At 70.2% G+C, this 12,513-nt stretch carries 10 protein-coding genes; 3 read left to right on the forward strand and 7 right to left on the reverse strand.

The genetic code is table 11. The features are described from left to right. The first annotated feature begins 168 nt into the window (after positions 1 to 168). The 3 genes from BA895_RS14875 (at position 169) to BA895_RS14885 (ending at position 4,480) form a co-directional block, all read left to right on the forward strand. Entirely contained in the window at positions 169 to 786 is a 618-nt protein-coding gene (locus BA895_RS14875; protein WP_083283396.1) for a nitroreductase family protein, read from the forward strand. 77 nt (positions 787 to 863) lie between these two features. Continuing rightward, complete coding sequence (locus BA895_RS14880; RefSeq protein ID WP_083283397.1) at positions 864 to 3,401, forward strand: DNA topoisomerase (ATP-hydrolyzing) subunit A; 2,538 nt, start codon at positions 864 to 866, stop codon at positions 3,399 to 3,401. Further along, positions 3,398 to 4,480, forward strand: coding sequence for a sucrase ferredoxin (locus BA895_RS14885; RefSeq protein WP_254666488.1), 1,083 nt, complete (start codon positions 3,398 to 3,400; stop codon positions 4,478 to 4,480). The genes BA895_RS14880 and BA895_RS14885 overlap by 4 nt, the downstream gene beginning before the upstream one ends. Before the next feature lie 66 nt (positions 4,481 to 4,546). Here BA895_RS14885 and BA895_RS23985 read toward each other — a convergent pair whose 3' ends face one another. From BA895_RS23985 to BA895_RS14920, 7 genes are all read right to left on the reverse strand, one after another. Further along, positions 4,547 to 5,431, reverse strand: a complete 885-nt coding sequence (locus tag BA895_RS23985; protein WP_070192689.1) for a tetratricopeptide repeat protein — start codon at positions 5,429 to 5,431, stop codon at positions 4,547 to 4,549. Continuing rightward, positions 5,428 to 6,438, reverse strand: coding sequence for a vWA domain-containing protein (locus BA895_RS14895; protein ID WP_083283407.1), 1,011 nt, complete (start codon positions 6,436 to 6,438; stop codon positions 5,428 to 5,430). Before BA895_RS14895 ends, BA895_RS23985 begins: the two co-directional genes overlap by 4 nt. Beyond that, positions 6,435 to 7,409: a VWA domain-containing protein gene (locus BA895_RS14900; protein WP_070192690.1), complete on the reverse strand. Its 975-nt coding sequence runs from the start codon at positions 7,407 to 7,409 to the stop codon at positions 6,435 to 6,437. Before BA895_RS14900 ends, BA895_RS14895 begins: the two co-directional genes overlap by 4 nt. Further along, complete coding sequence (locus tag BA895_RS14905; protein ID WP_070192691.1) at positions 7,400 to 7,882, reverse strand: hypothetical protein; 483 nt, start codon at positions 7,880 to 7,882, stop codon at positions 7,400 to 7,402. The genes BA895_RS14900 and BA895_RS14905 overlap by 10 nt, the downstream gene beginning before the upstream one ends. After that, positions 7,869 to 8,807: a DUF58 domain-containing protein gene (locus tag BA895_RS14910; RefSeq protein WP_254666489.1), complete on the reverse strand. Its 939-nt coding sequence runs from the start codon at positions 8,805 to 8,807 to the stop codon at positions 7,869 to 7,871. The genes BA895_RS14905 and BA895_RS14910 overlap by 14 nt, the downstream gene beginning before the upstream one ends. Before the next feature lie 45 nt (positions 8,808 to 8,852). Next, positions 8,853 to 10,067: a MoxR family ATPase gene (locus tag BA895_RS14915; protein ID WP_254666490.1), complete on the reverse strand. Its 1,215-nt coding sequence runs from the start codon at positions 10,065 to 10,067 to the stop codon at positions 8,853 to 8,855. A 107-nt stretch (positions 10,068 to 10,174) separates the two neighbouring features. Next, a complete protein-coding gene (locus tag BA895_RS14920; protein WP_070192693.1) occupies positions 10,175 to 12,307 on the reverse strand; it encodes a type IIA DNA topoisomerase subunit B in 2,133 nt (710 codons plus the stop codon). Positions 12,308 to 12,513: the final 206 nt, after the last annotated feature.

Consider the following 12,513-nt stretch of genomic DNA (forward strand, 5'->3'; position numbering starts at 1 on the left):
GCCCACCGGGGCGTCCAGCCACCCGAACCCCGCCACGGTCCGACTCCTGCGGGACTGCCGGCCCCACCAGCACCCAAAACCCGCCACGGTCCGACTTCCGCGGGACAGCCGGCCCCACCAGCTCTCCCGGGTGTCCACCGAAGCCGGGCGTGGTGGGAGGGTGGCGGTGTGGAGTTCTCAGAAGTGGTTCGCCGTCGCCGCATGATCCGTCGCTACGACCCCGACCGTGCGGTGCCCAGGGAGGTCATCGAGCATTGCTTGGCCAACGCCGTTCGCGCCCCCAGCGCGGGCTTCAGCCAGGGCTGGGACTTCCTCGTGCTCCGCACGCAGCCCGAACGTGACCTGTTCTGGGCCGCCACCACCGCGGAGGGCGACGAGCCCGACGCGTGGCTCAGCGGCATCCAGTCGGCCCCGGTGCTCGTCGTCTGTCTCTCGCACAAGAACGCCTACCTCGACCGGTACGCGGCCCCCGACAAGGGCTTCGCCGACCGCGACGAGGCTCGTTGGCCAGTGCCCTACTGGCACGTCGACACCGGCATGGCCTCGCTGCTCATCCTGCTCACCGCCGTCGACGAGGGCCTGGGCGGGTTGTTCTTCGGTGTGGAGACCGACCGTCGCGCCGCAGTGCACGGCGCCTTCGCGATCCCTGCTGACCGCTCCATCGTTGGCGTGGTCTCGCTCGGCTACGCGCTGCCCGGGCCCAAGAGCCCGAGCCTGAAGCGGCACCGTCGCGACGGGCGTGAGGTGGCGCACTGGGGCCGGTTCGGCGTGGCAGCCCAGGGCTGATCGCGACGCTTTGAGAGGATGAGGCGCCCAGCCTCGCATCACCACGCCCCCCGATCACCCAAGGAGCACCACCCGGCATGGCCCGACGCACGCCACCCCCACCTCCTCCTGGTGACTTCGAGGAGAAGATCGTCGGTATCGACGTCGAGGAGGAGATGAGCAACGCCTTCCTCGAGTACTCCTACAGCGTCATCTACTCCCGCGCCCTACCCGACGCCCGCGACGGTCTGAAGCCGGTGCAACGTCGGATCCTGTACGGCGCGAACGAGCTCGGGCTGCGGCCTGAACGGGGCCACGTGAAGAGCCAACGGGTCGTCGGCGAGGTCATGGGCAAGTACCACCCGCACGGCGACACGGCGATCTACGACGCGCTGGTGCGGATGGCCCAGCCGTTCACCCTGCGGCTGCCGCTCATCGACGGCCACGGCAACTTCGGCTCCCTCGACGACGGCCCTGCGGCCGCCCGCTACACCGAGGCGCGGATGGCGTCGGCGGCCCTGCTCATGGTCGGCTCACTCGACGAGAACACCGTCGACTTCGTGCCCAACTACGACGACACGCAGCTGCAGCCGGGAGTGCTCCCGGCGGCCTACCCGAACCTGCTCGTCAACGGGGCGGCCGGAATCGCGGTCGGCATGGCGACCAACATGGCCCCCCACAACCTCGTCGAGGTCATCGGCGCCGCCCGACACCTGATCAGCAACCCGACCTGCTCGCTCGAAGACCTGATGAAGTTCGTGCCGGGCCCCGACCTGCCGTGCGGCGGGCGCATCGTCGGGCTGGAAGGCATCCGCGACGCCTACCTCACCGGTCGGGGCAGCTTCCGCACCCGCGCCACGACCCGCATCGAGTCGATCACCCCGCGTCGCAAGGGCATCGTCGTCACCGAGCTGCCCTACCTCGTCGGTCCCGAGAAGGTCATCGAGAAGATCCGCGACCTGGTGCAGGCCAAGAAGCTGACGGGCATCAGCGACCTCAAAGACCTCTCCGACCGCCAGCATGGGCTGCGCCTCGTCATCGAGATCAAGAACGGCTTCAACCCCGACGCCGTGCTCGAGCAGCTCTACCGACAGACGCCGATGGAAGAGAACTTCGGCATCAACAACGTGGCGCTCGTCGACGGCCAGCCCCGCACGATGGGCCTCAAAGAGCTGCTCACGGTCTACGTCGACTTCCGCACCGAGGTCGTGCGTCGCCGCACCGCCGACCGGCTCCGGCGCCGCGAGGAGCGGTTGCACCTCGTCGAGGGGCTGCTCGTCGCCATCGTCGACATCGACGAGGTCATCCAGGTCATCCGCGGCTCCGACGACACCGCGATCGCCCGCGAGCGCCTCATGGACGTCTTCGACCTGACCGAGCTGCAGGCGAACTACATTCTCGAGCTGCAGCTGCGCCGGCTCACGAAGTTCTCGCTCATCGAGCTCGAGACCGAGAAGTCCGAGCTCGAGCGGGCCATCGAAGAGCTCCGGGCCCTGCTGGGCAGCGAGCGCCTGCTCTCGAGGCTGGTGTCGACCGAGCTGGCCGAGGTGGCGAAGAAGCACGGCACGCCGCGGCGCACGGTGCTGCTCGAGGGGTCTGGGGCGACGGCGAAGTCGGCCACGGCCGCCCCGCTCGAGGTGGCCGACGACCCGTGCTGGGTGCTGCTCAGCTCGACCGGCCTGCTCGCCCGCACCGGCGGCGGCGAGCCCGTTCCCACTGAGGGCGCCCGGTCGAAACACGACGCGATCGTGGGCGCCGTGCTCACCTCTGCCCGCGGCGACTTCGGGCTGGTCACCAGTGCCGGGCGCATGGTGCGCCTCTCGGCCCTTGACCTGCCCACCCTGCCGCCGACCAACGGGGCCCCGAGCCTTTCCGGTGGTGCTCCGCTGGCGGCCTATGTCGACCTGGCCAAGGGCGAGGAGCCGGTGACGATCCTCGCGGTCGGCGAGCAGGCTCCGGTCATCGCGCTCGGCACGGCATCCGGGGTCGTCAAGCGGGTCACCCCCGACGCGCCCAAGGGCGGCGAGTGGGAGGTCATCGGGCTGCGCCCCGGCGACCGGGTGGTGGGGGCCGCCGTCGCCGACAGCGCGGGCCTCGACCTGGTGTTCATCACCAGCGACGCCCAGCTGCTCCGGTTCCCGGCCGACGCGGTGCGTCCGCAGGGCCGCAGCGCAGGTGGGATGGCCGGCATCAAGCTCTCGCCCGGCGCCACGGTCGCCTGGTTCGGCGTGGTCGACGGCGCCCGCGACGGCGTCGTCGTGACCTCGGCCGGGTCGTCGGCTGCCTTGCCGGGCACCGAGGGCGGGTCACTCAAGGTCACCCCGTACGGCGAGTACCCGCCGAAGGGCCGCTCCACGGGCGGGGTGCGGTGCCACCGCTTCCTCAAGGGCGAGGACCAGCTCGTCGTCGCGTTCGCGGGCAACACCCCGGTGCGCGCCGCGGCTGCGAACGGGGTGGCCATCGAGCTGCCCGAGGCGAACGGTCGCCGCGACGGTTCGGGCCTGCCCTTCGCGCCAGTGATCGCCCGCATCGTCGGCGCCCGGTCAGAGTCACCGTCAGACTCATCGTCAGGGCCGCCGTCAGGGCCGCCGTCAGGGCCGCCCTCGGAGGCGCCCACGACGGAACCGCCGCAGTGAGCCGACGAACGGACCCGGCGGCGCCGACAGGGTCGGTCGACCCCAACGACCCCAACGACCCCAACGACCCCAACGACCTGACGAGCTCGGATGCCGCCCCGCCCTGGTTCGACGCGCACCCGTCCACCGCGGGCCACGGTCAGCCGGCCGACACGGCCTGCTCGGTGCTCTCCGACGCCGACGGCACGAGCGCCTACGGCACGGCGGCTCCCGCCCGGTTCTTCGTGCTCATCGAGCAGGGTGGCCCCTGGGGGCCGCAGGCCGCCCGACAGTCGCGCCTCGATCCCACGCTCGGAGCCGAGCTCGAGTCACGCTGCACCAGAGCCGGTGGCCGTTTCATGCTCATCCGTCGCCCTGGCGGCCACCCCGCCGATCACCTTCCTCGACACGCGCTCGTCGCCTTCGCCGGTGGACACCCTCGGGACGCTTGGCTGCTCAGCGGGATGGTCGCCAACCCGAACCAGCTGCTCGCACTCGACTGGGAGGCGCTGACCCTGGGCGACAGCGCACGGGTCGGTGCCTCGTTGCCCGGCGCCGAGCCCGCTGAGCCGGCGTTGCTGGTGTGCACCAACGGCCGTCGCGACGTGTGTTGCGCCGTGCGCGGGCGGCCGATCGCCGCCGCGGCGCATCGCGAGGCCCCGACCCGGGTGTGGGAGGTCTCGCACACCGGTGGTCACCGCTTCGCACCGACCGCGGTGCTGTTGCCGTGGGGCCAGAACTACGCGCGCATCGACGAGGAGTCGACGCGGTGGGTGCTCGACGCCAGCCTGAGCGGGAACACCCCCGCCGCGCTCCTCGGCCCCCTGCACGACCGCGGCCGTTCGGGGATGCCGCCGGCGGCCCAGTGCGCCGAGGCGTTCGTTCGCGCTCACCTGGGTGAGACCCGTCTCGACGCCCTCTCGGCGTCGGCCCCTCTGTCGCACGCCGACGGGTTCCACGTCGAGGTCACCCACGCTGACGGTCGGCACTGGGTGGTGCGCGTCGAGCGGGTCGCCAGCGGTCCGGTGCGGCCCGGTTCCTGCGGCAAGGCGGCCATTCCCGTCATTGAGCACCAAGCCCGGATGGTCACGGCACCCTGACGCGGGCACCCCTGACGCGGGCAAGTTTGACACCGAGTCCCGACCTCCACCCCGGTCGGCCCGCGATCACCAGGGCTTGGCCACCCCGCTGCCGTCAGCACCGTCGGGAAGGGTGCGGTCGTCGTTGTCCTGCTGCTGGTTGCGCTCCGTCGTGTTGCGCTGCTGCTGCTGCTTGAGCAGGTCCTGCTTCTCCTCGCTCGGAGTCTTGCCCGGGTCTGGGGTCGGCTGGGGGTCGGCCGGCTTCGCCGGGTCGGCCGGCTGCGGGTCGGCGGGCTGCGGTTGCTCTTCCTGGTTCTTGCTCTCCATGCGCTGCTCTGCCTGCTGAAGCTGCTGGCCGGTCTGACCGCCTTCTGGCGCATCGCAGAGCTTCGGCCGCTCCTGCGTGATCTTGATGCCCTTGTCGTAGAACTGCTTCCACTCGGCGGTGCGCTCGCTGGCCTTGGCGGCGTCGCCCAGGGCCTCATAGGTCAGGCCGAGGTTGACTCGCACCTTGCAGTCGTCGATGCCGCCCTTGGGCACCTGCTCGAACGCCTGCTCGAACCACGGCCGGGCCGCTTCGAACTGGCCGGCGAGGGCATGGGCGTCGCCGATGGCGAACGGTGAACGGAACTGTTCGACGATGTTCACCCACCCTTGCCGCTCGCCCCAGGTCTGGGTGGCAGCCCGGTCTCCGGCCTGGTAGGCGGCCAGGGTCTGGTTGTGCACCAGGTTCAGCGTGACCAGCCGGGTAGCGACGAAGGCGAGCAGCACCACGAAGGGGAGGGAGGCGAGCAGCAGGCGCCGGCGCCGGGCCCGAAGACGGGCGGGCAACGGGTGACGGCTGCGACGGCGCCTCCAGAACCGAGAGCCTCTGCTGTTGAGTGGCGGGTCGGTCTGACCGGCGGCTGTCAGGTCGCTGGGCTCGGGAGGGTTGGCGGGGTTCGCGTGAGGTGGCGTGACCGTGGTGCTCACGGTGAGACCTCCTTGCGGCGACGGGTCTGAGCAAGTGCGGCGAGCCCGGCACCGGCCTCCCAGACGGCGATGGCGCCCACCCCGAGTAGCAGCGGCCAGTAGAGCTCGTGACGCGAACGCACCTTGCGGGCCTCGATCTCGGTGCTGCTGCCGTAGCGAGCCAGGTCGATGCCGTCGACGGCCGGGCCGATGTCGGCGCCGGCCTCGCGGTGCAGGTAGCCGACCCCGAGCTGGTCGGCGATGGTGCGCAGGGTGCTCTCGCTGATCACCGAGCGGGCGTCCTCGCCGGTCGCGGGGTCCTGGATGTACTCCCCCGACGACTCGAACCGCGCCCGGGTCGCCTTCATCCGGCCGCCCTCGGTGGTGCCGTAGCCCAGCACTGCGCCGCCGTTCACCAGGCCGGCCGGGATGGTGAACGGCGGCGGCTCGCCCTGTGCCGTCTGCTCACCGTCGCCGAGGTAGTAGACGACCCGGCCGCGGTCGGGCGTGCGTTGGCTGGCCTGCTCAAGCAGCGTGCGCAGCCGGTCGTTCGCCTCGGTGACCGACGAGCCCCGGGAGTACTCGGTCGGCTCGGGCAGCAGGGTCTCGGTCACCGAGGCCAGGGCCGTGGTGTCGGTGGTGAGCGGCAGACGCACCCGGGTCGACTGGTCAAAGGTGACCACCGAGTAGCGGGCTCCCGGCAGGGCGGCCGCTATCGCGTCGATATCGCGCCGCACGCCCGCCACCCGGGGCTGCTCGTCACCCCAGTCCTCGGCGATGATGCTGCTCGTGGTGTCGACGACGAAGTAGACGTTGAGGTTGGCCGCCGTGGTGTCCACCTCGTCGCCGGGCAGGCCCGGGCGCAGCGCGGCCACGCCGAGCAGCACGACTGCTGCCGTGAGTCGCCAGTGCGTCGGTCGTGACTCTCCGCCCATGGTTCTCGACGACGGGTTCCACCACACGGCAACGAGGCCGGCGAGCACGAGCACGACCAGCACGGGCCAGGCGACGATGGGGAGGAAGCTCATGACGACCACCTGCGACTCGCGCCGATGACCCCGACCAGGCCCAGACCGGCCAGCGCGATGGGAACGGTGGGGGCATCGGTGTAGAGCGCACGCGCAGCCGACTCGATGATGCTCGCCTCCTGCGCCTGCACGGCATCCACGATCGTGGTGACGGCGCTCTCGTCCCTCAGGGCGAAGTACCGTCCGCCCGTCGAGGTGACGACCGTGCGCATGGCGCCGGCCTCGCGGTCGGCTCCGTCCTCCTCGGGGTTCAGCCCATAGACGCGCACGCCCTTCGACGTGGCCAGCTGGCCGGCCTCGTCGAGGTCGATGAGTGGTCGCCCGGCCAGGTGGTTGTCGGTGGCGAACACGATCGAGCGGGCCCGTTGGGTGTCGATACGGTCGAAGCTGCTCGCGCAGGTGGCCAGGCCGTCACCGATCAGTGAGGTGCCGCGGCCGTTGAAGGTGCCCGCGAAGAACGAGTCGTAGTCGGAGTCGCCGCCCAGGGCCTTCTCGGCGGAGTCGAGCTCGTCGTTGATGTAGTCGTAGTCGTCGGTGAGCGGAAAGACGGTGGCCGCCGACGAGTTGAAGATCACCATGCCGATGCGCTCGCCCTCGAACTTGGTCACCAGCGTCTTGAAGGTCTTCACCAGCTGTGCGTCGAAGGAGGCCATCGAGCCCGAGATGTCGAGACAGAGCATGATGTCGCGGCTGCGGCTCTGCGGCTTGTCGATGGTCGTGTCGAGCGGTCGGGCCGCGCCGACGATGGCCGCGCCGCCGAGCAGACAGGCACTGACCGCCAGCACCACCAGCCGGATCCGGTGCGTGCGCAGTGCGTGCTGGTACTCGGGCAACCGGGTCAGGGCCTGCGAGTTGGCCACGGCGGCGCCCGAACGGCGAGCGCTGCGAGAGAGCCGTCGATAGACGAGGTAGCCGCCGACGAGGGCGAGGATGGTGGCCACGACGAGGGTGCCGGGTGATCTCAGGTCCATCGGGCCACCACCGCCGTCGCCTGGGCGGCCGCGCCCAGCAGCGTGGTCCCCTCCGCCGGCGCGAACTCGCCGGGATACAGCTGCGCGACGACCGCGGAGACCGGGGTGAGCCGCCCACCGGACGCGTGCAGGTCGGTCAGGGTCATCGTCGGTGCCCGGATGCCGGAGACCTCCTGCACGAAGTGACGCACCAGCACGCTCAGCTGCTGGTGACCCCGGCGCGCGGTGATCTCGCCCGCCTCCACTCTGGCGACGACGACCTCGATCTGGCGCGTGTAGTCGCTGCGCAGGCGGCTCAGGCGGTCGGGTGTGATGCGTGGCGGCACGACCACCGGCTTCTCGCGGGTCGACCACCACACCCAGCCGTACCAGAGCGCGATGGCGGCGAACCCGGCGATACCGACCCACAGCCAGGTGACGGCATACGGGTCGGGCGCGTAGAAACCCGGCGGCGGACCCTCAGCGACGAGCACGACGCTGCCTCTCCAGCAGGGCGAAGACGGCTCCGACCACCTCGTCGCTCGACCCGATGCGGGCGTGGTTGATGCCACGGCGGCCCAGCAGAGCCGTGGTGTGCTCGACCCGGTGGGCCACTGCGGCGGCGTAGGCAGCGCGAACCCGTGGGTCGAGGCGAACCAGGGTCGGCAGCGTGTGGGTGTCGGACACGTCGTACGTGGTGCGGCCGGCCTCGATCGAGGTGGGGTCGGCATCCTCAACGGTGATCCAGAGGATCTCGTGCTGCACGTGCAGACGACGCAGCAGCTCCTCCGTCTCCGGGTCGAGGTCGCGGTCGTCGGCGAGCACGAGCAGGAAGAGGCGCCGCCTGACGTTGCGGATGATCCAGCGCAGCTGACTGGCCAGGTTGCTCTGCTCGCTCTCGAGAGACGTGGCGGAGTCGATGGCGCGTAGGAGCAGCTCGAGGTGAGCCTCGGTGCCGCGCAGGTCGTGGGCCGTCGTCGTGGATGCGGTGCCCCGCACCATTCCGACGAGGTCGCCGTGGCGCTGCGCCAGCCAACCGACCAGTCCCGCCGCCGCGATGGCCACCTCCTTCTTCGGCTCACCGCTGCGAGTCGTGGCGGCCATCCCCCGCCCCGTGTCGACCACGAGCATGAGGTTCTGCTTGCGGTGGGCGACGTAGCGCTTGACGAGCGGCCGCGTGTGTCGCGCCGTCGCCTTCCAGTCGATGTCGCGCACCTCGTCGCCGATGACGTAGTCGCGCAGGTCGTCGTAGTCGAGGCTGCGGCCGTGGAAGACCGACGCGTACTCACCCTCGAGCAGACCGCGGGAGCGCCGCCGAGCATGCACGAAGAGCTTGCTCTTGACCCGGGTCAGCATCGTGGTCGGTGACCTGGTGGGCCCGGCGCCCGGGCGTGGCGTACCGGGCGGCACGGGCGGCACGGAAGGAGGGTTGGCTCGTGACGGCATGAGCGGTGGGCAACCCCGTCAGGGGGTCCGGATCCCGTTCACCATAGCGTCGATGATGGCTTCGACGGCCACCTCGTCGGCGGCGGCCTCGAAGCCGAGCGTGACCCGGTGGCGCAGCACGCGGTGAGTGAGCGCCTTCACGTCGTCGGGCACCACGTGGTTGCGCCCGTCGATGAGCGCACGAGCCCGGGCCGCGCTGCTGAACGCGATGCTGGCGCGGGGGCTGGCCCCGAAGTCGACGTAGTTTGCCAGCCGGGCCTCGATGTAGTCGCGAGGATGCCGGGTGACGTAGCTGATGCCCACGATGTAGTTGACGATGGCGGGGTCGATATAGACCCGTCCCGCGAGAGCCTGCAGCCGGTTGATGTCCTCGACCGACACGACTGCCTGAGGGGCCACCGAGAAGATGCCGGCGTCGATGCGGCGCAGCACCTCGGCCTCCTCGGCCGGTGAGGGGTAGTCGAGCACGTCCTTGAGCATGAAGCGGTCCATCTGCGCCTCGGGCAACGGGTAGGTGCCCTCCTGCTCGATGGGGTTCTGGGTGGCCAGCACCAGGAAGGGCACCGGGAGCGGGTAGCTGTGGTCACCGATCGAGGTCTGGCGCTCCTGCATCGCCTCCAGCATCGCCGACTGCGTCTTGGCGCTGCTGCGGTTGATCTCGTCGAGCAGCACGAAGTTGGCGTGCACCGGCCCGAGCTGGGTCTCGAAGCTGCCCGAGTGCTGGTTGTAGACCTGGGTGCCGACGATGTCGCTGGGCAGCAGGTCGGGGGTGCACTGGATGCGATGGAAGCTGCCACCGACCGCCTGGGCCACCGTCTGGGCCGCCGTGGTCTTCGCCAACCCCGGCACGCTCTCGAGCAGCACGTGGCCCCCGGTCAGCAGTGCGATGAGCAGTGTCTCGTGCAGGCGCGTCTGCCCGACCACCTTGGCCGTGAAGGCGCCGGAGATGGCCGCTACCGTCTCACGGGCCCAGGCGAGCTCGTCGGCGTCGAGGTATCTGGCCCCGTCGGGCACCGTCTCGTGTTCCGGGGTGTTGAGCGTGTCGACGGCAACATCGGAGTCGATGCTTTCGGTGCTTTCGGTACTTTTGATGCCCTCGGGCCGGATCCCGGCTGCTGCAGCGGCCCCGTCATCGCCGGTCGCCCCGTCAGGGATCTGGACCGCGTACATCTCGCGGGTCGCGGCGCCACCCTCAGCGTCCGTCTCTGTCCCACCCACGTTGCCCTGCACCATGTGGCCCCTTCTCGGCGAATCACGTCATCGTCCGCGCGGCAGCGACAGCAGCGATGGCAGACCGTCGGACGATGGCACGGAGTCACATCGTAAACGTGCGGCCGCGCTCAGGCGTCGATGCGCTCTCGGTCGATGTCGTTCGCCGAGCCGATGATGAAGTCCTTGCGGGGAGCGACCTCGTTGCCCATGAGCAGCTCGAACACGCGCTCGGCCGCCTCCAGGTCACGCATGGTGACCTGCCGCAGGGTGCGGTGGCGGGGGTCCATGGTCGTGTCGGCCAGCTGGTCGGCATCCATCTCACCGAGGCCCTTGTAGCGCTGCATCGGCTGCTTGATCTTCTTGCCGCTCTTCTCCAGCCGCGACAGGGTGCGGCGCATCTCGGGCTCGTTGAAGGTGTAGATCAGCTCGTTCTTCTTCGACCCGGCGTTGATCACCTCGAGCCGGTGCAGGGGCGGCATCGCGGCGTAGACCCGCCCGGCCTCGACGAGGGGGCGCATGTAGCGGAAGAAGAGCGTGAGCAGCAGGGTGCGGATGTGCGCGCCGTCGACGTCGGCGTCGGTCATGATGATGACCTTGCCGTAGCGCGCCGCCTCGAGCTCGAAGCTGCGCCCTGAGCCGGCGCCGATGACCTGGATGATCGAGGCGCACTCCGCGTTCTTCAGCATGTCGGAGACGGAGGCCTTCTGAACGTTGAGGATCTTGCCCCGGATGGGAAGCAGCGCCTGGAACTCGGAGCTGCGCGCCTCTTTGGCGGTGCCCATCGCCGAGTCGCCCTCGACGATGAACAGCTCGGAGCGCTCGACGTCGCTGGTGCGGCAGTCACGCAGCTTCGTGGGCAGGGTCGAACTCTCGAGGGCGTTCTTGCGTCGCTGGGTCTCCTTGTGCAGCCGCGCGCTGATGCGCGACTTCATCTCGGAGACGACCTTCTCGAGCAGCAGGGCCGACTGTGACTTCTCGCCCCGCTTGGTCGAGGTCAGCCGGGCGGTGAGCTGCTGTTCGACGACCTTGGCGACGATGGCACGCACCGCATTGGTGCCGAGCACCTCCTTGGTCTGACCTTCGAACTGCGGCTCCGCCAGGCGCACGGTGACGACGGCGGTCAGCCCGGCGAGCACGTCGTCCTTCTCGGGCTTGTCGTTGCCGACCTTGAGGCGACGGGCGTTGAGCTCCAGCTGGCGTCGGAAGACCTTGAGCAGGGACTGCTCGAAGCCGACGACGTGGGTGCCGCCCTTCGGGGTCGCGATGATGTTGACGAAGGACTGCACCCGGGCGTCGTAACCCTGACCCCACCGCAGGGCCACATCGACGACGCACTCACGTTCGACCTCGGTCGGGCTCATGTGGCCCTGGGCGTCGAGCACCGGAACGGTCTCGGTGAAGGTGCCCGAACCCTCGAGTCGCCACACCTCGGTGATGGCCGGGTCGGGCGCGAGAAACTCGGCGAACTCGCTGATGCCGCCGTCGTGCTGGAAGACCTCCTCGCGCGGCGACTCCTCGCCGGGGGCGGTGCTCTCCCGGCGTTCGTCGCGCAGCACGAGCTTCAGGCCCGGGATGAGGAAGCTGGTCTGGCGGGCCCGCGCCGCGAGCGACTCGTAGTCGAGACCGGCATCCTTGAGGAAGATCTGGTGGTCGGGCCAGAAGCGCACCCGGGTGCCGGTGATGCCGCGCCTGGCCTTGCCCACGACCGGCAGCTCGCTGCGCGTCAGGTACGGCGTGAACTCGGAGTCGGGTGACTGGACGGGCGAGGTGTCGAGAAAGCGCCCCGGCTCACCGCGTCGGAAGCTCATGCCGTAGGTCTTGCCTCCCCGGTCTACCGCGACGTCGAGCCGGGCGGAGAGGGCATTGACGACTGAGGCCCCCACGCCGTGCAGCCCGCCCGTGGCGGCGTAGGAGCCACCCCCGAACTTGCCGCCGGCGTGCAGCTTGGTGAAGACCACCTCGACCCCCGACAGGCCCGTGCGCGACTCGATGTCGACGGGGATGCCGCGACCGTTGTCGCGCACCTCGATCGACCCGTCGGCTCCGAGGATCACCACGATGTCGGTACACACTCCGGCCAGGGCCTCGTCGACGGCGTTGTCGATGATCTCCCACACACAGTGCATCAGGCCGCGCTGGTCGGTGGAGCCGATGTACATGCCGGGCCGCTTGCGCACGGCTTCGAGACCCTCGAGCACCTGGAGGTGACGCGCGGTGTAGTCGCCGTTTCGAGGCTGTGCAGTGCGTGAGGCGGAGGCCAAGGCGGGTCGTTCTCCCTCGTCAGAGTCAGGGTCTGCAACGTCAGCCTAATGACCGCTTCCGGCCACGGCCGACAGGCTCGCGGGTCGGCTGCCGGCCCGCGACGTCACGGCCTGGCGAGCCGGCAGCAATCCGCTGGGCCCACCGTCGACGAACCTGCGTCACGTAACGATCGGGACATGACCCACGTCTCAGCCACCGGGCTTAC

Origin of the sequence: Humibacillus sp. DSM 29435 (assembly GCF_001758225.1) — a bacterium.
In the GTDB taxonomy this organism is placed as follows: Bacteria; Actinomycetota; Actinomycetes; order Actinomycetales; family Dermatophilaceae; genus DSM-29435.

Coding starts and splice junctions, on each gene's coding strand:
- BA895_RS14895 (WP_083283407.1), bottom strand. CDS start 6,438: ATGAGCTTCCTCCCCATCGTCGCCTGGCCCGTGCTGGTCGTGCTCGTG.
- BA895_RS14880 (WP_083283397.1), top strand. CDS start 864: ATGGCCCGACGCACGCCACCCCCACCTCCTCCTGGTGACTTCGAGGAG.
- BA895_RS14900 (WP_070192690.1), bottom strand. CDS start 7,409: ATGGACCTGAGATCACCCGGCACCCTCGTCGTGGCCACCATCCTCGCC.
- BA895_RS14915 (WP_254666490.1), bottom strand. CDS start 10,067: ATGGTGCAGGGCAACGTGGGTGGGACAGAGACGGACGCTGAGGGTGGC.